The organism is Paenibacillus sp. JT31N17, from assembly GCF_056269255.1.
Genome location: NZ_JBWDNP010000003.1, coordinates 429422 through 449371, shown reverse-complemented (window position 1 = coordinate 449371; position 19950 = coordinate 429422). Strand labels below are relative to the sequence as shown.

The following is a 19950-nucleotide window of genomic DNA, read 5'->3' as shown; positions in this document are numbered from 1 at the left end:
GGTTCCTCCGCATTACCGATGGAGCAGCCTTTCAAAGCTTTGCTGTGCTTCAGCCCGTATTTTAGCCTCATCCATGAGCAGGCAAACACCGCCGGAAACCACCTGCCTGCCATTAATCCACACATGCTTCACATCGCGGCCCGATGCGGCATACACCAGATGGGAAACCAAATCGGTCTGCGGATAAAAATGCGGCTGCTCCGCATCAAGTGCGATAAAATCTGCTTTCTTGCCAACCTCGAGCGTGCCCAGCTCCTTCTCCTGCCATACGGTCTTCGCGCCGTTCACAGTTCCCAGCTTCAAAGCCTCATACGCCGGAATAACGGTGGGATCGCCGGAGATGCCTTTATGAATCAAAGCGGCCAACCGGATCTCGTCGAACAGATCCAGATTATTATTGCTGGCTGCGCTATCGGTCCCCAAGGAAACCGTAACACCTGCCTGAATCAATTCCGGTACGCGTGCTACACCGCTAGCGAGCTTCAGATTGCTGGCCGGATTATGCGAAACACCGACATTTTTCGCGGCAAGCAGCGAAATTTCCTCATCCGTCAAATGTACGGCATGCGCAACGAACGACGGACGCGCGAAGAACCCGAGCTTATCCAGATGCTCGACAGGGCGGCAGCCGTAGTCATTGACATTCTGCCGCACCTCTGCAGCCGTCTCGGACATATGGGTATGTAACGGGACATCGAGCTCATGCGCCGCATCTATAATGCGTTCAATATAATCGGGAGGACAAGTATAGGGTGCATGCGGCGACATCATCGTGGTAATCCGTCCATCCGCTTTGCCGTTCCAGTCTCTGGCGAAGCTCTTGGCTTCCTCCAGCTTGGCCGTCTGCACATCCGGCGGGCATAAGCCGATAACGCCGCGCGTCAGCACCCCTCTGATACCCGACTGCTCCACAACCTCGGCCACGATATTCATCCGGTCGTACATATCCACAAAGGTTGTGGTGCCGGATTTCAACATCTCAATCACGGCAAGCGAAGTTCCCCACCGGGTATCCTCATCGATATATTTGCCCTCCATTGGCCACATCTTCTGCTCCAGCCATACCTGGAGATTCTGATCATCCGAGTAGCCGCGCAGCAGCGACATTGCCGCATGACCATGCGTATTTATCAGGCCAGGCATGAAGATAAGGCTGCTTCCGTCCATACGCAGCGCACCTTCCGGCAGCGGGCTTGGCGGCTGTTCGCCCAGATAAGTGATGCGGTCATTTTCAACCACCATATGCCCCTTCAACACGGGAGCCTTATCGTTCATTGTCACAAAGGTGCCGTTCTCAATCCATAACCGGTTCATCCGTTTCGTTCCCTTCTTTTTCCAGGTAATAGGCCAAGCTGAGCAGCTCCGTCGTAAAATCGGCATAATGGATGCGAACATGCTCCGGGACGCGAAGAATCGTGGGGGCAAAATTCAAAATGCCCTCCACACCGGCTTCCACAAATCCGTCCGCTACATTCTGCGCTTCTGCAGCAGGTACCGTAATGATGCCGATGCGGATATTGCGGGCAACGACGATATCCTTCAACTGATCCATGGGCATGACGACCAGACTGTTGATCGCTACCCCGATCATGGCCGGATTAGCGTCAAAAACAGCGGTAATTTTCATATTATCTTTTAAATACGTATTGTAATTGCACAAAGCCCGACCCAGGTTGCCGGCACCGACAAGTCCGACATTCAAACCTTGGTCCAGCTTGAGGATTTGGCGAATTTTCTCTATCAGATAGGATACATCATAACCGATCCCCTTGCGTCCAAATTCACCGAAGTAGGCGAGATCCTTGCGGATTTGGGCCGGATTCAGATCCAGTTTGTTCCCAAGCTCCTGGGAGGAAACCGTCTGCACGTCCCTCTTGCTCAAATCGCTGAGAACCTGCAAATAAACCGGGAGCCTGCGGACGACTGCTTCGGATATTTTCTTCATGACTTCACCCCTTCTTGACCTACGGACAACCATTCCCCGATTCGCGGAACGATCTGTTCCAAATGCATATGCTCAATCTTCGGCCCTGGAAGCGAGTAAAGAAAATACTTGCCATAATACGTATCGATGACCCGTGTATCATAGATCAGGACAATCCCCCGGTCCCGGTTGGTGCGGACCAACCGCCCGAACCCCTGCTTGAAACGGATAACCGCCTGGGGAATGGACAGTTTCATGAATGGATTCTGCTTCTGCTCCTGCAGCAGCTCCGATTTGGCTTCAACGAGCGGATGATTGGGAGGTTGAAAAGGCAGCCTCACAATAGCCAGGCAGGTGAGCGCATCGCCGGGAATATCGACTCCTTCCCAGAAGCTGCTCGTTCCCAGCAGCACCGATGCCGCCTGCTGCTGGAATCTGCGCGTAAGCTTGCTGCGGTTCCCGCTGTCAATTCCCTGTCCAAGCAGTTGAATTCCGCTTGGAGCCAACAATTCCTTGAGCGGATCATAGACCTGGCGCAGCATCCGGTAGGAGGTAAACAGAACCAGCATTCTCCCCTTTGTCTGGATAGCGGCTTCGGCCAGTGATTTGATCAGCATTTCATTAAACAGCGGATCGCCCGCCGCTCCTTTCAATACGGGAAAATTGCGCGGAATGATGACCAGCGCCTGGTCCCGGTAATTAAATGGAGATGGCAGCTGAACCGTTTTAAGCCGTCCGCTTTGTTCATCCTGGTTCAGGCCCAGCTGCTCACAGGCATATTGGAAGGACTTCTGCACCGACAATGTTGCCGAGGTCAGCACAACGCTCCGTTTCAAATCAAAAAAATAATTGCGCAGCTGCTCGCTGACATTGGCAGGCACGGCGTACAAATGAATGGACTTGGCCCGATAGTTATTATTCGCTTCGATCCAGTAAACCATTTCCTTCTTGTCGGCCTTCATAAACTGGCGAAGATCATCCCTTGCTCTGGCCAGATCCTTGACCGTGCCGCTCAAATCCGTAACAAGCGCGGCAATCCCCGAATCATCCAGCTCCTCTTTGATCTCTGTGAAGAGCTTATCCAATGGCCGGATAATTTGGCTCAGATAACCATGGACAACCTCTTCCACAGCCTGTGCTTCCGACCATTGACCCGGCAGTTGGCTGCTGCGCAGACGCAGTACCAGCTGGCCGGATTCGCCTGAAGCCTCCTGAGCCAATGCGCTTCCCGGTTTGCCGCCTGCCGCACCGAAGCCCAGAAAGGTGAACAGCATATCAAACAAGCGATCCCATTCATCGCGGAGTTCCCCAAATACGGGAACGACTTCGTCGATTTGCTCCCGCCATTTGGCCGTACGTTCCATATCTTCATTGGACAGCTTGTGCCTAAGCTGAATAAGCTGGCCATTACGCGCATCTTTGCACAAGCGGCCAATGGGATGCTGAACGGTATGATAGGAAACCTGGGTTCCCAGATGCTTGCCCGCCACTTCCTCCAAATGATGCGCCTCGTCCACAATCAGATGATCGTAACCGGGAAGCAGGCGGTGATCGGCGCGGATATCCGTAAACAGCATGGAGTGGTTCGTGATCACCACATCCGCGATGTTGGCCTCCTGCTTGGCCCGGTGGTAATAACAGCGCTTGAACCATGGGCAGCTTCGGTTAAGGCAGGAGTCGGCATCGCTTGATACCGTGCTCCAAAAATCGCTGCCCCTGTTGCCGAAATTAAGCTCCTCCTGGTCGCCATGCTCCGTCTCGCTCAGCCATACCACCATCTGAGCCGCCGTGATCCTGTCTTCGTTGCGCGAAACAAAATCCTGCGTCTGCACCTTGGCTTCATATTTTCGCAGGCAAAGATAATTCCCGCGGCCTTTAAAAACAGCCGCCCTGAAAGGATACGGCATAACGGATTGCAGCAGCGGCAGATCGCGTTGGCGGAGCTGTTCCTGCAGATTAATGGTATGTGTGCTGACGACTATCTTCTTGCCCTGCTGGACACCATAGTAGAGAGCCGGTATCAAATAACCCAGCGATTTCCCCGTGCCTGTGCCTGCTTCTATCATCAAATGATGGTCGTGCTCGAAGGCATCGATCACTTCCTGAAACATCATATTCTGGGGCTCCCGCTCCTCGTAACCGGGATTCAGAGCGCGAATTCCATCTTTTATATGCGTCAAAAAGTCATCGAACGACCAGTCATGAACCGACTCCGCCTCACCCGCCTCGCTTCGTGGAGGCTGCTCCTCCGTCCAGTCACCCGCCTTCATGGCAAATTGGCGAAAGTACGTATAAGCATCCAGATCTACGGAAGCCTGCATTTCCTTAAGCGTTACCATTTGCCCGATAAACCAGGCCATATCGTCAATATCGTCATCAAATAAGCTGACTAGCCGCTCAAGCGTCATAAGCGGCAGCTGTTCCAGCTTCTTGTAGCATTCAATGAACAGCTCAGCCGTAGCCATTGCATCGCTGTCGGCCCGGTGATGCTGATCATGATCAATGCCGAATAATTCAGTAACCGCACCCAGCTGATACGTGGTAAGAGTCGGATACAGGACACGCAGCAAATCGATGGTATCCAGTCTTCTTCCGGCAAAAGGCATATAGCCGCTGCGGTCGAGCGCCGAGCTCAGAAAACCGGCGTCAAAGCCGACATTATGCGCGACCAGGACAGCGTCATCCAGAAGAGGAATGAGCTCAAGGAGCACATCCTCCACCGATGGCGCATCTTGAACCATGGATTCATCGATTCCGGTTAATTGGGTAATAAATGGCGGGATCGCAATGGTGGGCTTGACGAATGAATTATAAGAACGGGATATTTGCATCGATTCATCTATAATAACAAGTCCAACCTGTATAATCTCATCGCCGGCACTATGTCCGGTCGTTTCCAAATCCAGTACCGCATAATTCATCCGGCTATTACGTCCTTTCGCAAAAACTAAAGCTGCCCGCTCCCGAAATATAACGACAAGTGGCCGGCCGAATGCTGCTGGCAGGACTTGATATTGGAGATGGGATCGGGAAATTCGGGATCGGATTCATGCGCTTTTACAAAATAACGCTCAGCCTGCTCCAAATTCATTCTGACAGCCTGTATGCATCCCAGCGCATTGAGCCCGAGAGCCCGCCATTTGGGATTATCCGTTATTTCAACAAGCAATTGAAAATGCCGCTGGGCCTCGTGCCATTCCTGAAGATGCATAAAGGACATTCCCAGAAAAAGCTTTGCCTCATTATGCTCGGGTGAATAATGCAGAGCTTCGGTAAAATGCTCGGCAGCTTCTTTGAACATAAACAGTTTAAAGTATCCTTCGCCCCTGGTCATGGCCTGCTCTGAAGCTGTCTCGTCATTCTCTCCGGCCGCATCTTGTGCAGCACACACAGCCGCTTCAGAAGGAGCAAACGGATGCTGCTGCAGGTGAAGGTACTTCTCGGCTTCCTGCAGGCTTGCAAGCTCCTCAGAAGGCGCTGTGGCAGCCGTCATAGCCGGAGCCTGAAGCTGAGCGGACTGCAGCTCGCGGAAATCAGCCATTTTCTCTTCAAACTGCAGCCAATGCTCAATGAAGCAGTCGCTGAACTCCTTCAGGAAAGCAAGCTTTTCATCCAATTGTTTTTTTTGTTCGGCATTTGCATGAGGATAATGAATCATAATTTCGTCCAACGTTTCATGCAGCGTTCCAAACACCTGTTTAATCATCGCCTGCATCCCACCTTCACTTGATATCGTGAATTTGTTATGCTCATTCTTTGCCCCGGCCCCTGTTTTCATACCCCATCCCAGAGGTTACACAGGCTTGGCATTGCATGCGGCGAGGATTGGACAGCTTACAAAATTGTGGCGTGAATTTCTTCCGTCATTGTCTGCACAGGGCGGTTGGCCTCATCGACGATGACGACTTTAGGTTTGTAGATTTTTGCTTCTTCTTCACTCATCATAGCATAACAGATAATGATCACATTATCTCCAGGATGCACAAGTCTTGCCGCTGCTCCGTTCAAACAGATCACACCGGAGCCGCGCGGCCCGGGAATCACATACGTTTCCAGACGGGCGCCGTTATTATTATTGACGATCTGCACCTTTTCATTGGCCCAGATGTCGGACAGCTCCATCAAATCTTCATCAATGGTGATGCTGCCTACATAATTCAGATTAGCTTCCGTGACGGTTGCCCGGTGTATTTTTGATTTCATCATTGTCCTAAACATTGTTTTAAGCACCTCCATACGGTTCCACGATACGATTGTCAATCAGCCGGGTTTTCCCGAATTTGACAGCCAGTGCAATAATAAGCGCATGGGGATAACTTTTGAGCTCCATATCCGCACCTGGCTCGCTCAAATCAGGAAATTCCAGCAGCTCGGCGTAGTCGATTTCGGCAAGCGGCGCCTGTCCGATAAAAGCGCTTAGGCGCTTTTTTAGCTCGGGAGCCGTCATGCCGGGCTCAGCTATCCAGCCCTCTGCCTGCTCCAGCGCCTTGAACAAAATGACAGCCTGGGCACGCTCCTCCCCATTCAGAAACACATTGCGCGAGCTCATGGCCAGCCCGTCGGATTCGCGCAGCGTTTGGCAGCGGACAATCTCCACGGGAATATTCAGGTCGAATACCATCCGCTCCACAACCGCCACCTGCTGCGCATCCTTCATTCCGAAGTATGCCCGATCCGGCCGGATCAAATTGAACAGCTTGCTGACCACGGTTCCCACTCCGTCAAAATGGCCCGGCCTTGAGGCGCCGCACAGCCGCTCCGTTACCTCGCTGATCAAAACCTTGGTCAGCGGTTTCTTCGGATACATCTCTTCCAAACTTGGCATAAACAATAAATCAATTCCGTTGTTTTCCGCAATCGCAGTATCCCGTTCCCGGTCGCGGGGGTAACGGTCAAAATCCTCATTTGGACCGAACTGGAGCGGATTAACGAATACGGACAAGACGACATAGCCGCATTCCTCTTTGGCCCGTTTCATCAGGCTTGCATGCCCGTCATGAAGAAAGCCCATCGTGGGCACAAGTCCGATTTGTTCATCAGGATATTTGCGTCTTCGCTGCTTGAGTTGCTGATTTAGTTCATTCAGGGTTGTGGATACGATCATGGGATCTTCGTCTCCTTCTTCCCGGCTGATTCCGAAGTGGACGAATTGCTTCCGTATAAGTGCTTAAGCGGCTCCTGCTCCGATAAAAATACATGCTCCTGCTGGGGGAACGCCCTGGATTTCACATCCGCAACATACGCTCCGATCGCATTGCGCACAGTCGTACCCAAATCCGCGTAAGTTTTGACAAAGCGTTTCTCCCGGTAGGGTGAGGCATACTGCAGAATATCATGGTAGACCAGCACCTGCCCGTCACAGCCGCGCCCGGCGCCGATTCCAATGGTCGGAATGGTCAGGGCTTCCGAGATGGCTTCCGCCAGTTGCTCGGTTACAAGCTCCAGCACAATAGCAAACGCGCCTGCTGCTTCAAGTGCCTTGGCATCATCGATCAGCTGCTGGGCTTCCTTCGGAAGCTTGCCTTGAACCTTGTAGCCTCCGAGCTGATGGACCGATTGCGGCGTCAAACCGATATGGCCCATAACCGGTATGCCGGCCCGTACGCAGGCTGCAACCTCCTCGGCGATGTCAGCGCCGCCCTCCATCTTGATGGCGTGCGCATAGCCTTCCTGCAAAAGTCTGGCCGCATTGCGCAGCGTCGTCTCGCTGCCCAGCCGGTAAGTCATAAACGGAAGATCCGTTACAATAAAGGTATTCTGCGCACCGCGGGCCACCGCCCTGGAATGGTACACCATATCATCCAGTGTTACAGGTATTGTCGTATCGTAGCCAAGCACAACGTTGCCCAGGGAATCGCCGACGAGAATAACGTCGATGCCGGCTTCCTCGGCCAGCTTGGCGGATGGATAATCATAGGCAGTCAGCACTGAAATCGGCTCGCCGCTCTGCTTCATTTTTTTCAACTTCGTAATAGTCAACGGTTGTTTCATGAGCTTTCTTCCTCCTTCTTGGTAGTATGCTTATAAACGCAAAAAAACCTTTCAGCTGCCGCTAAAAAGGTCCCCATCCAAAAAGGAACGTCTTGATTGCCACAAGCGGCTTCCTTCTGTCTCGGTCCCTAACGGCTCAGAGCAGAGTACGCACTGCCATGCAAAAGACATCAAACAACCACTATGATTGCCATGAGTTGATTCCATCGGTGCGGTTCTTTTCAAGAATGATACCGCCCTGAAATCAAGCTTTGATGAATACCTTGAGTATAGCAAATAAACGTCTTCCCGTCCATCAACGGTTCGCGGACGGAAAGCTTATATCTGCCGAGAATACGGGAACTACCGAACCATCGCTGCACTGCACAAGCAGCGCCCCGCGGTCGTCAAGACCAATCGGCATTCCTTCGACAACGCCTGAGGGCGTGGTCAATCTGGCCGGCTTATGAAGGGTAACGGCGAGCGCTTCCCACAACGTGCGTATCGGGGTGAAGCCCTCCTTATGGTAGACCGTGTAGAGCTGCTCGAATTGCACAATGAAAGCGGCGATAACCTCAGACCTCTCCACAGGCCGGCCGAGTACAATCCGCAGGGAGGTAGCAATCTCCAGGAGCTCCTGCGGGTAATCCGCTTCCTCCAGATTCACGCTGATCCCGATTCCGGCCACCACATATCGCAGCCGTTCATCCTCCGCTGTTGACTCCAGCAGAATGCCGCTGATTTTCTTGCCTCCAATAAGCAGATCATTGGGCCACTTGATGCCGATATCCAGCGGTGCGATGGACTTGAGCGCGCGGCAGAGCGCCACCGCTGCAAGCAGTGTCAGCTGCGGCGCAAACTGCAGCGGGATCCCTGGACGGAGCACCATGCTCATCCAGACTCCCTTGCCTGAAGGCGACACCCAATTGCGTCCCATCCGGCCGCGGCCGCTGGTTTGCTGCTCCGCAATAACCAGCGTCCCTTCAGGCGCGCCCTCCTCAGCCAGCCGCTGTGCAACATTTTGCGTCGAATCCACTGAATCCAGCAGCTTGATGGAGGGGACGAAAGAGGTATCTCGCAGCTTGTCCAGTAGCTCAGGCATCGTCAGCTTCGAAGGTTTGCCGAGCAGCCGGTACCCCAGTCTGCGCGAAGCTTCGATCTGATAACCCAATGCTTCCAGCTTTTTGATATGCTTCCATACCGCTGTGCGGCTTATATTCAAATCCTGGCTCAACACTTCGCCGGATAAATAACGGCCTTCCTGCTGCTCCAATAGCTCAATAATCCGATTATCCATAACTGCTCCTTGCCGGCGTTTGATCAGCCTTCCGGTGAATTAGACCTGTATAGTCGCTCCGCATATTGCAGCAGCTGTTCCTTTTCGTTGGCCACTTCTGCGAAAGCCGCAGCCTGGAGAAGCCTGTTTAACAGCAGTCCCAGCCAGGGCCCTGCAGGCTTCCGGAGCCGCTGAAGAACTTCCGAACCGTCCACAGCAAGCTCAGACAGCATAGCTGCCGGCAGAGCAGAGAGTTCATGAGCCAAATGAACAAGCAGAGCTTCATTTTCGGCTGTCAACGTCCTGCCGTGATCAGTTGTATCAGAATTCCCCTTCTCAGAGCTGTCAATTCCTCCTGCTATGAGCATAGGAAGCACTCCTGAAATCCGCAGCCATGCGCTGCAGGCAGGCTTGCCCTGCTGCAGAATCAACAGCTTCCACTTGCGGTCCAGCTCGTCCCGCTTAATGTCCTCCCGCAGCAGGCAGGCTTCAATTGCTTGAATCATCGAAGCCTGAACTGCAATAACGGACGACAAATGCGCCGTTCGTTTGACAGAGAATCGGAAGGCCTGGAACAGCTGCAGCGCGTCCTGCCTGGACAAGGCCATTGATATGCAAACAGCTGCCCAGCGGTCGTCAAGGTCCACGATATGTGGAAGATCAGCGAAGATCTCTCCGGCCGTTCTAGTCCATCGTCGATCCTTCATGGCAGCAGGCAAGGGAGCTTTTGTATAATCCAACAGCCCGCTTGATATCAGCCAAGCCCCTGCCCTGTCCGGTTGCGCACCGGCAACCATTTTGTCGCATTCTGCGCCAATCCGCTCCATGGCAATATGGACAAGCAAGCCGCGGTGCCTTTTCATTGCCCGCCAGGTTCCCAAAGCAATCCGCAGCTTGAATTCGGCAGCGAATCTTACCGCACGAATCATTCGCAGCGCATCCTCCTGAAATCTTGTATCGGGATCGCCGACACAGCGCAGAATACCGCGTCTGATATCTTCCATGCCGTTCAGAGGATCCACAAGTTCCCCATTTGAACGCAAAGCCATGGCATTGATTGTAAAATCACGCCTTTGCAAATCCGCTTCCAGCTCGCTGACGAACTGCACGGAGGCCGGTCTGCGAAAGCCCTCATAATCCGATTCTGTCCGGAAGGTTGTCACTTCATACAACTCATCGTTCAGGATCACGGAGACCGTTCCGTGTTGAAGCCCGGTAGGGATCGTCCTGCCAAACAGCTCCATAACCTGATCCGGCGTTGCTGCCGTGGCGATGTCAACATCCTTCAAGGGACGTCCAAGCAACGAGTCGCGTACGCAGCCGCCGACAAATACAGCTTCAAATCCATGGGATTCCAAGGTTTGCAGAACAGGGAGCGCAGCAGTCAGGGACTCGTTCCATATACTCCTCACAATTAATCGCACACCGGAACCGGAATTTCGGCTTCAATGCCAAGCACCCGGTAATAGATCCGCTCATATTCCGCTGTGATCAGATCATTGCAGAATTGGGTGCGCGCTCTATGCAGGCATGCTTCCCGGAACTGCTGGTACATGGTTTCATCCTGCAGCAGTTGAATGGCATGGTGCGCCATATCTTCCGTATCCCCGATCGGGGAGAGAAAACCGGTTTCTCCATGTGTGACAAGCTCAGGTATTCCCCCTGCAAATGAACCGATCGTAGGCACACCGCACGCCATGGCTTCAAGCGCGACAAGACCGAAGCTTTCTTTCTCCGAAGGCAGCAGCATAATATCGGCAATGGAAATCACATGCGCCACATCATCCTGCTTGCCCAGAAAATGAACCTTGTTCTCGAGCCCAAGACTGCGGATTTTATGCTGGACCTTGGGCAGATCCGGTCCTTCTCCCACCAGCAGCAGACGGCTGGGTACTTGCTCCGAGACCTTTGCAAATATATCCACCACATCACTGACCCTTTTCACCGGCCGGAAATTGGATATATGCATGAGAATTTTTTCGTTCTTGCCGACAAAATCACTGCGCAGCGAAGAACATTCCCGGGGGTAATACACCCGTTTGTCGACAAAATTATAGGTCAGATCAATCGGTTTATTTATATCCAGCAGATCACGGGTTTCCTGAATAAGATCATTGGAGACCGCAGTGACGGCATCGCTTTTATTAATAGCCAGGCGGATTAAATCCTTCAGCGATTCATCCTGTGCAAGCACGGTAATATCGGTACCGTGAAGCGTTGTAACGGTCTTTAGACCTTCTCCCACCATTTCTTTGGCCAAATAAGCGCAAATGGCATGAGGAACGGCATAATGGACATGGAGCAGATCAAGATTTTGCATTTTGGCTACTTGAGCCATTTTACTGGCCAGGGACAAGTCATAAGGCGGATAACGGAAAACATAATAATCGTTCACTTCAACCTCATGATAAAAAATATTTTTCTGAAAATGGCCAAGCCGGAATGGGACACTATGCGTAATGAAATGAATTTCATGTCCTCTTTCAGCAAGCAATTTGCCAAGCTCCGTTGCCACAACCCCGGATCCGCCCAACGTCGGATAACAGGTAATTCCGATTTTCAAACGTCTTTCCACCTTTGACACCCCCGCTGTACGCTGATGTTTGGATCTATGTAACCATATGACCTTGAATAAGAAACGGCTGCAGTACTTCTTTGGTTTAAAATAAGGTTACCCGATGTGGGGTCTTGATTGCAAAGCCCTCGGCGTAAGCATAGCCGCGTGTCTGGCCGAGCAGCAAGTCCCGTGCTTCCACCCGCTGTGTATAGCGGTCCGTGAGCGGTGTGCTCACCCGGTCTTCTCCCTCTCCTGGGGGGGCGAATTGAGAACGGTAGCAGCGGAGCGCCTGCTGCTTCTGCTCCTGAAACTCGCTGATATCCACAATCAAAGAAACTTCACTGCTGTCATTAATGTAATAAAAGTACAATTGCTCCACCTGAACGGGCGGCAGCTCCGGCAGGAAATTGCGAAGCTTCGCATTGAATACCGCCGCCTCCACCAACCTGCTGCAGTCCGTATGGTCGGGATGACGATCCACCCAATAAGGGGCAAATACGATTCGCGGCCGCAGCCGGCGGATTTCTGTCACAACCGCTTCCAGCTGATCCTGTGAGCCGGTTATCCCCCGGTCGGGAATTCCCAGACACGAGCGGGAGGATAGACCAAGCACCGCGGATGCCTCGGCAGCTTCCTGCCGCCTCGTTTCTACGGTGCCGTTAGAGGACATCTCCGCCCGGGTCAGGTCGCAGATGGCGACCTTGATGCCCGCGTGCGCGTGCTTGGCAAGCGTTCCGCCCATCCCGATTTCCACATCGTCCGGATGCGCGCCAAAGGCTAGAATATCTACGGTTTCCATTATATAGGGTCTCCAGGTTTATATTTGTGAACCAATTCGCGCCATCCGAATTCCCCCCGCTCTAGCGAGTGAACCAGCAATTCTCCTGTTGCGATATTGGTCGCCACCGGAATTCCTTGAACGTCGCATAAGCGAAGCAGGGCGATAATATCGGGCTCATGCGGCTGAGCCATGAGAGGATCGCGCAGAAAAATAATCAAATCCATCTCATTTTGCGCGACCATCGCCCCAATTTGCTGGTCTCCGCCGAGCGGACCGGACATAAAACGATGAATCGATAATCCCGTTTGCTCCATAATGCGTGTTCCGGTTGTACCGGTGGAGTAAAGTGTATGGTCTTTAAATACATACTCATAGGCAATGACGAAATTGACCATTTCTTCTTTTTTTCTATCGTGTGCGATAAACGCGATATTCATCCTGAACGTTCTCCTCTCGCGATTCAAGAAGAAACGGCTCTCGCCTATTGCGCAGGACCGTTGACATGCAATATGTCCTAAACGGTTCTGCGCCAGCTTTGGCGGCGGTGGGCGATGCAGGTTTCTTCCCTCTGTAATATCCGAATTTGTCCAGGCACAGCCTAACCTTTCTGATATTCCAAAGAAGGTTGTTGTTAATCCATAATGTGCTCAAATCCATATATGAGTCCCGTATAGGTCATGACTTTCTTAACCGCAACACTCACCCCCGGCATATAACCGGCTCTGTCATAGGAATCATGACGAATTTTGAGCGTTTGGCCAAACCCTCCAAAAATAACCTCTTGCTGTGCAAATACGCCTGGCAGGCGTACGCTATGTATGCGGAACCCGTTGTAGTAGCCGCCGCGCGAGCCCTCAATGGTTTCTTTCTCCTGAGGGTTGCCCTGGCGCAGCTCATCGCGCACCTCGGATATCAGCTCCGCTGTTTTGACTGCCGTTCCTGATGGAGCGTCGAGCTTCTGGTCCCCATGGTATTCAATAATTTCGACATGAGGCAAATATTTGGACGCCTGCGCGGCAAATTTCATCATCAGTATGGCGCCAATCGAAAAATTCGGGGCAATGAGTCCCCCTATCCCCCGGCTTTGGCATTGCCCATCCAGCTCTTCAATTTGTTCCGGCGTGAAGCCCGTCGTCCCAATGATCGGTCGTACACCGTACTCGATAGCAGTGCGCGTATTATGATAAGCCACATGCGGCACCGTGAAATCAACCAGCACATCGGCAGCGGATTCTCTCAATGCCGTATCCAGATCCGCCGAGACCACTACCCCGCTAGGCCCAAGTCCCACAAGGGTTCCGGCATCGACCGGACCTCCGGACGGTGCGACGGCAGCGACCAATGCAAGCTGCTCATCCTCAAGCACCATTTTTACAACTTCCCTGCCCATACGGCCGCTTGCGCCTGTTACGGCTACTTTGATTAACTGCGTCATAGCTGCATCACCTGTTCCTTTTTCGTTTTCTTCGCTGTTCTCGAGTCAGCGCCTGCCGGTTCCGCTTTATATTGGCAAACAGCCGCTTGGCGGCTGAATGCTCGGGATCAAGACGCAGCGCCCCGCGCGCATATATGAGAGCTTCATCATAACGATTGAGTGACACATATGCGGCTCCCAGCAGCAGGAGCGCCTCCATATTAAGCGGATCGAGGCGCGAGGCTTCCAGCAGCATATTCAGGGCATATTCGGTGTCCTGAGGAGTATGCGCAAGCAATTCCTCCGCATCGCTCACAAGCTGCTTGGCCTGGACCGTGCGCAGATGGAAGCGATACTCTTCCAGTTCCGGCGCAAGCTTGACGGCTTCCTCGGCATATTGCAGCGCTTTGGGCCATTTGCCGCTTCGTGCGCAGGTTATCGAGCATCTGTAGTATGCCGCCGCATTGGTTGGCTCCAGCGCAATCGCCTCTTCGAAGCGAGCGATCGCAAGCTCAAAGTCACCGCCGAGGATGGCTTCATATGCTTTTTTAATACTTTCAGCTCCGTCCATCCGCCCATCCTCCTGTACATAGAGTGATGGTACAGCATATGTCCGGAAGCTGTTTACGGTTCGACGTTTTTTCGTGTCCACCTGTCAGCATCGCGCGTATTGAACTTGCTCAGCACACGGTCATGCGCCTCCGCAAGGTCGATGCCAAGCGAGTTTGCAAAGCATATGACTATAAATAAAACGTCGCCAAGCTCCATCTCAATGGAGTTGTCGGCTTCATCCGCTTTTTTCGGTTTCTCCCCAAAGCGATGATTAACCTCGCGGGCAAGCTCCCCCACTTCCTCGCTCATTCGGGCCAGCATCGAGAGTGGGCTGAAATAGCCTTCCTTGAATTGCGAAATGTATCTGTCAACCTCGCGCTGCATTTCGGCAAGTGATTTCTCCGTCATCGCTATCTTTCCTTTCGCCCCTCATGGTTCACTCCATATGTTATCGCAAAGCGGGATTGAAAACAACGTTTTTGATTGTTCCCAAATTAGCCATACTAGCAAGTACAGGCTCGATGACCGCTATTCTAACCCAACTTTGGATTGAAGCTGCGGACCCCCTTCTCTTTGCGGAGTGTATACGATATGGTTAGTGAAGCAAGCATGATTACATATGAAAGGAGCTTTAGTCGATGACCCTCCGTACGTCAACGCTGCTGCGGACGCTGCCGGTTATTATGCTGGGCACCGCCATTTATGCCTTTGGACTTCACTATTTTATCCTTCCCAACGAATTGATGGAGGGCGGAGTTACCGGGATAGCGATACTGCTTCATTATGCGTTCAACTGGCCCTTGTCGGTCTCTACCCTGGTATTGAACATTCCTTTATTTGCAGCAGGCTGGCGCTTCCTGGGACGGTCGCAGCTGGGTTATTCCCTGTTCGGGACCCTCTCGCTGACGTTTTTTCTCGCTCTGCTCGAGAAGCTGATCGCCATCGGCTGGATCGTTCCCTTCCGCACTTCAAACGACTATATTCTTGCAGCCCTCTACGCGGGAGTAACATTGGGACTTGGTCTGGGGCTTGTATTCCGGTTCGGCGCCACAACCGGCGGAGCCGATATCATTGCCCGGATTGCATCCAAGCACAGGGGCTGGAGCATGGGACAAATCATCTTATTTCTTGATGCGGCCATTATCGGCTCCTCCCTGTTCTATATCTCGAAGGAGAAGGTGCTGTATACCCTGGTTGCTGTCTTTATCGGTTCCCGGGTGATTGATTTCATACAGGAAGGGGCTTATGCAGCCAAGGCCTTCTCTATTTTCACGGAGGATGGCGAGCATCTGGCCAGACTGATTACGCAGGAAATGGATCGGGGAGTGACGCTTTTTCCGGCAAGAGGAGCATTTTCCGGGAATCAGAAGGAAGTTGTCTACTGCGTAGTTGCCCGCCATGAAATAAGACAGCTGAAAACGCTCATACACAGTCTGGACCCGCTGGCATTTATCGTTGTAACAGATGTGCATGATGTACTTGGAGAAGGATTTCAGCAGAAATGAAGCAAACAGGGCTGTCACGGATACCTTGGCTTAGAAGGTGTCCGTAACAGCCCTGCTGCCTGATGATTTGGTCAGCGCTGCTTTTTGGTAGGAAGGGTGGTACCGTGCTTTTGTTCAAAAGCATATCTGCGCCATCCGGCAAATGCCAGAATTCCCATCACAATTGCCGAAATATACAGCACTGCCAGCTGCTCGCTAACCGGAGCTCTTCCCACATCGTCAGGCATAACCGGAAGATGCTGGTTTATGGCTGCTTCCGCCTCATCGATGCCAAATAATGAGCTTGCCGCTTCTTCAAGCGAAGCAAGCGCTGTCGAAACAGCAGCAGTGCTTCCGCTCCCCTGCCGGCTGGCTTCCAGCATATGCCGGATGTATTCCAGACTGCTCTGCAGATGTGTATTCAATAATTCTGGCCTCTGCATCAGAGCAGCCATTTCGATTCTATCTATATGCCGGCTGTAGGTTTCAAGCTGCTGCAGTGCTGCCAATGCATGATCGTTGCCTTGCGACTTCCAGGCGAGATGAACCCGGCGCAGGTCATCCTGCAGCACATCCTCATACTGCAGCCAAAGCGGAGCTTTAGGATTGATCAGCACATCAACAGCAAGCTTCATCCTCGCAGCCTCGTTTATCCATTCCGGGCTGGTCCGGTTATATGTCAGGTCTTCCATGACCTTGTTCACACTTTGATCCCATGATTTCCAACCGGTCTGACTGCCCAGCTGACGAATCTCCGAAGATTTTGCGGCCTGCCGGATCCTGCTCAGCAGCGTATAGGAAAGCTGCCGGTTGCCATTATTCGCAGCCGTGTAGAACGCCTCCGAGAGCATCTGCAGAGATTCCAGCGAGGCGGGAAGACTTCCGGCAAGTCCGGTCACAGCTTGTACATGCTGGACCTGGTTTGGCCCTTTATCGCTGCATCCAACAACCATGAGCATCGCCGCGATGCCGACTATTAACCCTGACAACGATAATTTCACGCTCATCCCCTCCAATATTACTTTATGGAGGGCTGTCCCATTTTAGACCTTGCGAAATTTGAGCGTCAGGTTTGTCACCAGCAAAGTCAGGATCGATAATCCGATAGTGAAATTGCGAATCGCATCCAGATCATCTTCGAGCACGTTTGGAAGCCAAGGGAAGATATCACTGCTGTAATCCAGAATATCGTTCAAGAGCATCCACATAAGCGCAATCACAGCGGCAGTTCGTCCGAAAATCATAAATCTCACGAACAATAGACCTTCGAGCGCCATCCCCAGATGAGATACAACAAGCATATAGTCCTGCCACACGAGCGCATCACCCTGTTCGGCGCCGGCAGCAATCATCGTAACCGCCCATATTCCATATTTAAAGGAAGTCAGAACCGCAAGCGCCTCGATGATGGAGCGAAGTCCGATATAAGCCGAAGAAGGACTTCCTGCTTTGGGGAAAAGCAAAAATAAGAGCGCCAACGTAAAAAACAGGCTTCCAGTCGGACTGTCCGGCACGAAAACCACCTGCCAGAGCGGATTATTTTCGATGGTATATTCGATTTGATTCCCGTACCATATGTAGCCATAAACCGTTCCTGCCGCATTCACGACAAACAGCAGCCACAGCATGGCACGGTTGGTCAAAAACGATCTGCTCCAGAAAAAAGAGAGAGAAGACAAGAAAGCCACCCTTTCATTGGTGAGGTCGGATTGATTTACAAAAAAAACCTGATCGAGTCTTCCGATCAGGTTTATCATGCAAGCTGTATTACTCAGGTTTCTTCTGCTTCGCAAGCCAGGTTGTTAATTGATCGATCTCTTCCGCACTCAAAGTATCCTTGAAGGCAGGCATTTTTCCTCCGCCTTTACCATTGGTTACCGTATCAACCAATTCTTCTTTGGTCAGTATGTCGCCAATGCCGTGAAGCGATGGTACCTGGGAACTTTCATTACCTTTGAGATCTGCGCCATGGCAGGCAATACATTGAGCTTTCTTCGTAATTTCTACAGCCGGATCATCTGCGTCCACCAGCGGAATGCTTGCCGCTTCCTGCTCAGCCTGTCCCGGCTCCTGGCCTTTGGAGGCAGCCTCGCGGGCCTTCTCTTCACGAACGATATGCTCAGGAACCGTATTGGTCAGAGCCAGCTCATGCTGATAATGATCCCAGGATGTTTTCGTCAAATAAAAAACCGAGATCAGCGATAAAATCATCAGGATCGAAGTAATTGGACGCTTGTAGAAACGGCGTTCTTTGCCGGTATCGAGGAATGGCGCAAGCAGCAGCGCCCCAAATGCGACACCAGGTACACCAACAGTTCCCAGTACAACATAACCTCCGGAAACGTAAGGAAGCTTCAGAAATTGATACAGGAACAGGAAGTACCAGTCCGGCATCGGAATAAACGCCGCGTTCGTCGGATCTGCCGGATAACCGAGCGGTGCCGGTTCCGCAATCGTCAGGACGAGGAAACCCACGAGTACAACAACCCCGACCATCCATTCTTTAAGCAGGAAGTTCGGAATGAAGGCTTCCGATTTCCCCGGATAGGCGGAATAGTCAGGTGGTACGGCCGGAGTCCGAACGCGCTGTCGAACACGCGAATCGCCAACGAAGACGACCTTTTCCCCAGTTTTCTTTTCATGTGCCATTCGCAAATTGCCTCCCTTCGACTTATAGTGGTCCCGAAATACCTTGCTTCCGGATCATAAAGAAGTGAGCCGCGAGAAGCGCAAGCAATGCGCCTGGTAAGAAAAAGACATGGATGGCGAAAAAGCGTGTTAACGTTTCGGCACCGACAATTTCTCCGCCCTGCATCAGTTCTTTAATATATGTACCTATGTAAGGTACCGATTCAGCGATTTGGATACCAACCTTTGTTGCAAAATACGCTTTGTTATCCCAAGGAAGCAGGTAACCTGTGAAACCGAGACCCAGCATAATGAAGAAAATAAGCATGCCGACAACCCAGTTCATTTCACGAGGCGCCTTGTATGAGCCTGTAAAAAATACCCGCAGCGTATGCAGGAACATCATAACGATAACAAGGCTCGCTCCCCAGTGATGCATCCCCCGCACAATACCGCCAAAAGCGACCTTATGCTGCAGATAGTCAACACTTTTGTATGCGTTGATAATATCCGGCACGAAATACATCGTGAGGAACATACCAGACAAAATTTGGATAACCGTGATGAAAAACGTCAGTCCGCCGAAGCAATACACGAATGCGGAGAAATGATGAGCAGGGTTAACGTGCTCCGGCACCTCATGGTCGGCGACGTCCCTCCACATCGGCGTAATATCAAGACGTTCATCAATCCAGTTGTATACACCTTTTAACATCTGAGCTTACGCCTCCTTATTTGAACCGTGTATTCGGCATAACCGGGCCGAGATAGATCCATTCATTCTCAACCTTCAATTCATACTCATCAAGCGGTTTTGGCGCAACGACGAGATTCTTGCCCTCCTGTGTATAGTGGGCACCATGGCAAGGACACACATATTGATTGTTTTTTTCCGTGTTCCAGCCAATCGTACAGCCCAGATGCTTACACACTGGCGACAAAGCAAACATTTTACCCTGTGAATCTTTTGAAATCCACGCGGTCAATTCAGGGTCACTGATATACCAGCCGTCAACCTGGTGGATTTTGAATTTAAATTCCTGCGGTTCATTGGTTATTTTGGATGCTTCAACTACTTTAACGAAGGTACCGGTTTCTTTTTTCTGCAAAATCGGATCAACCGCGAACCGCACCATCGGGAGTATCATTCCTGCGCCCATGAATGCGCCTGCGCCTCCGAGCGTATACGACAGAAATTGACGCCGGGACATTCCGTTTCGTTTTACCGGACGGTGTGCGGTTTCTTGATGTTCGTGATTACTCATCTACTGTTCTACCCCCTTTGCGAGCCATATCTTGTGTTCTGCCGGAGAAGGCAAAACGTATTACGAACTAGGACATTACCTATAATAGCCTAGGTGGTT

The 19950-nt window shown here is 51.9% G+C and carries 21 protein-coding genes; 1 reads left to right on the top strand and 20 read right to left on the bottom strand.

Annotation, left to right across the window (positions count from 1 at the left end; translation table 11 throughout):
- Positions 1-12: 12 nt before the first annotated feature.
- The 15 genes from AC0YOB_RS13870 to AC0YOB_RS13800 all read right to left on the bottom strand — a co-directional run bounded on the left by AC0YOB_RS13870 (position 13) and on the right by AC0YOB_RS13800 (position 14882).
- Positions 13-1314, bottom strand: a complete 1302-nt coding sequence (locus AC0YOB_RS13870) for an amidohydrolase (protein WP_475793288.1) — start codon at positions 1312-1314, stop codon at positions 13-15.
- Positions 1295-1945, bottom strand: coding sequence for a redox-sensing transcriptional repressor Rex (locus tag AC0YOB_RS13865; RefSeq protein WP_475793287.1), 651 nt, complete (start codon positions 1943-1945; stop codon positions 1295-1297). Before AC0YOB_RS13865 ends, AC0YOB_RS13870 begins: the two co-directional genes overlap by 20 nt.
- On the bottom strand, positions 1942-4845 hold the full coding sequence (gene dinG, locus AC0YOB_RS13860) for an ATP-dependent DNA helicase DinG (protein ID WP_475793286.1): 2904 nt from the start codon (positions 4843-4845) through the stop codon (positions 1942-1944). The genes AC0YOB_RS13865 and dinG overlap by 4 nt, the downstream gene beginning before the upstream one ends.
- Positions 4846-4871: 26 nt before the next feature.
- On the bottom strand, positions 4872-5630 hold the full coding sequence (locus AC0YOB_RS13855; RefSeq protein WP_475793285.1) for a tetratricopeptide repeat protein: 759 nt from the start codon (positions 5628-5630) through the stop codon (positions 4872-4874).
- Between the two features lie 128 nt (positions 5631-5758).
- Positions 5759-6142 (bottom strand): aspartate 1-decarboxylase, encoded by a 384-nt coding sequence (gene panD, locus AC0YOB_RS13850; RefSeq protein ID WP_475793284.1) that lies wholly within the window; start codon positions 6140-6142, stop codon positions 5759-5761.
- 4 nt (positions 6143-6146) lie between these two features.
- Positions 6147-7028 carry a pantoate--beta-alanine ligase gene (gene panC / locus AC0YOB_RS13845; protein ID WP_475793283.1) on the bottom strand — a complete coding sequence of 294 codons (882 nt, stop codon included), beginning with the start codon at positions 7026-7028 and terminating at the stop codon, positions 6147-6149.
- Positions 7025-7915: a 3-methyl-2-oxobutanoate hydroxymethyltransferase gene (gene panB, locus AC0YOB_RS13840; protein ID WP_475793282.1), complete on the bottom strand. Its 891-nt coding sequence runs from the start codon at positions 7913-7915 to the stop codon at positions 7025-7027. The genes panC and panB overlap by 4 nt, the downstream gene beginning before the upstream one ends.
- Before the next feature lie 295 nt (positions 7916-8210).
- On the bottom strand, positions 8211-9191 hold the full coding sequence (locus AC0YOB_RS13835; protein ID WP_475793281.1) for a biotin--[acetyl-CoA-carboxylase] ligase: 981 nt from the start codon (positions 9189-9191) through the stop codon (positions 8211-8213).
- A gap of 23 nt (positions 9192-9214) precedes the next feature.
- Positions 9215-10582 (bottom strand): CCA tRNA nucleotidyltransferase, encoded by a 1368-nt coding sequence (locus AC0YOB_RS13830; protein ID WP_475793280.1) that lies wholly within the window; start codon positions 10580-10582, stop codon positions 9215-9217.
- A 2-nt stretch (positions 10583-10584) separates the two neighbouring features.
- Positions 10585-11745, bottom strand: coding sequence for an N-acetyl-alpha-D-glucosaminyl L-malate synthase BshA (gene bshA / locus AC0YOB_RS13825; protein ID WP_475793279.1), 1161 nt, complete (start codon positions 11743-11745; stop codon positions 10585-10587).
- A gap of 85 nt (positions 11746-11830) precedes the next feature.
- Positions 11831-12526 carry a bacillithiol biosynthesis deacetylase BshB1 gene (bshB1, locus tag AC0YOB_RS13820; protein ID WP_475793278.1) on the bottom strand — a complete coding sequence of 232 codons (696 nt, stop codon included), beginning with the start codon at positions 12524-12526 and terminating at the stop codon, positions 11831-11833.
- The gene (locus AC0YOB_RS13815) at positions 12526-12945 is read right to left on the bottom strand and encodes a methylglyoxal synthase (RefSeq protein ID WP_210041363.1); all 420 of its coding nucleotides are present in this window, start codon (positions 12943-12945) and stop codon (positions 12526-12528) included. The genes bshB1 and AC0YOB_RS13815 overlap by 1 nt, the downstream gene beginning before the upstream one ends.
- A gap of 194 nt (positions 12946-13139) precedes the next feature.
- The gene (dapB, locus tag AC0YOB_RS13810; RefSeq protein ID WP_475793277.1) at positions 13140-13943 is read right to left on the bottom strand and encodes a 4-hydroxy-tetrahydrodipicolinate reductase; all 804 of its coding nucleotides are present in this window, start codon (positions 13941-13943) and stop codon (positions 13140-13142) included.
- Between the two features lie 7 nt (positions 13944-13950).
- A complete protein-coding gene (locus AC0YOB_RS13805) occupies positions 13951-14493 on the bottom strand; it encodes a tetratricopeptide repeat protein (protein WP_210041366.1) in 543 nt (180 codons plus the stop codon).
- 53 nt (positions 14494-14546) lie between these two features.
- Positions 14547-14882: a nucleotide pyrophosphohydrolase gene (locus tag AC0YOB_RS13800; RefSeq protein ID WP_475793276.1), complete on the bottom strand. Its 336-nt coding sequence runs from the start codon at positions 14880-14882 to the stop codon at positions 14547-14549.
- Between the two features lie 230 nt (positions 14883-15112).
- On the opposite strand from AC0YOB_RS13800, the gene AC0YOB_RS13795 reads away from it, so the two are divergent.
- Positions 15113-15979: a YitT family protein gene (locus AC0YOB_RS13795; protein ID WP_475793275.1), complete on the top strand. Its 867-nt coding sequence runs from the start codon at positions 15113-15115 to the stop codon at positions 15977-15979.
- Positions 15980-16050: 71 nt separating this feature from the next.
- Here AC0YOB_RS13795 and AC0YOB_RS13790 read toward each other — a convergent pair whose 3' ends face one another.
- The 5 genes from AC0YOB_RS13790 to AC0YOB_RS13770 all read right to left on the bottom strand — a co-directional run bounded on the left by AC0YOB_RS13790 (position 16051) and on the right by AC0YOB_RS13770 (position 19851).
- A complete protein-coding gene (locus tag AC0YOB_RS13790; RefSeq protein WP_475793274.1) occupies positions 16051-16959 on the bottom strand; it encodes a sporulation protein YpjB in 909 nt (302 codons plus the stop codon).
- Between the two features lie 42 nt (positions 16960-17001).
- Entirely contained in the window at positions 17002-17586 is a 585-nt protein-coding gene (locus AC0YOB_RS13785; protein WP_475793562.1) for a DUF1405 domain-containing protein, read from the bottom strand.
- A 139-nt stretch (positions 17587-17725) separates the two neighbouring features.
- Entirely contained in the window at positions 17726-18607 is an 882-nt protein-coding gene (locus AC0YOB_RS13780) for a c-type cytochrome (RefSeq protein ID WP_475793273.1), read from the bottom strand.
- A 22-nt stretch (positions 18608-18629) separates the two neighbouring features.
- Positions 18630-19301, bottom strand: coding sequence for a menaquinol-cytochrome c reductase cytochrome b subunit (gene qcrB, locus AC0YOB_RS13775; RefSeq protein WP_090976689.1), 672 nt, complete (start codon positions 19299-19301; stop codon positions 18630-18632).
- 16 nt (positions 19302-19317) lie between these two features.
- Positions 19318-19851: a Rieske (2Fe-2S) protein gene (locus AC0YOB_RS13770; RefSeq protein WP_210041377.1), complete on the bottom strand. Its 534-nt coding sequence runs from the start codon at positions 19849-19851 to the stop codon at positions 19318-19320.
- Positions 19852-19950: the final 99 nt, after the last annotated feature.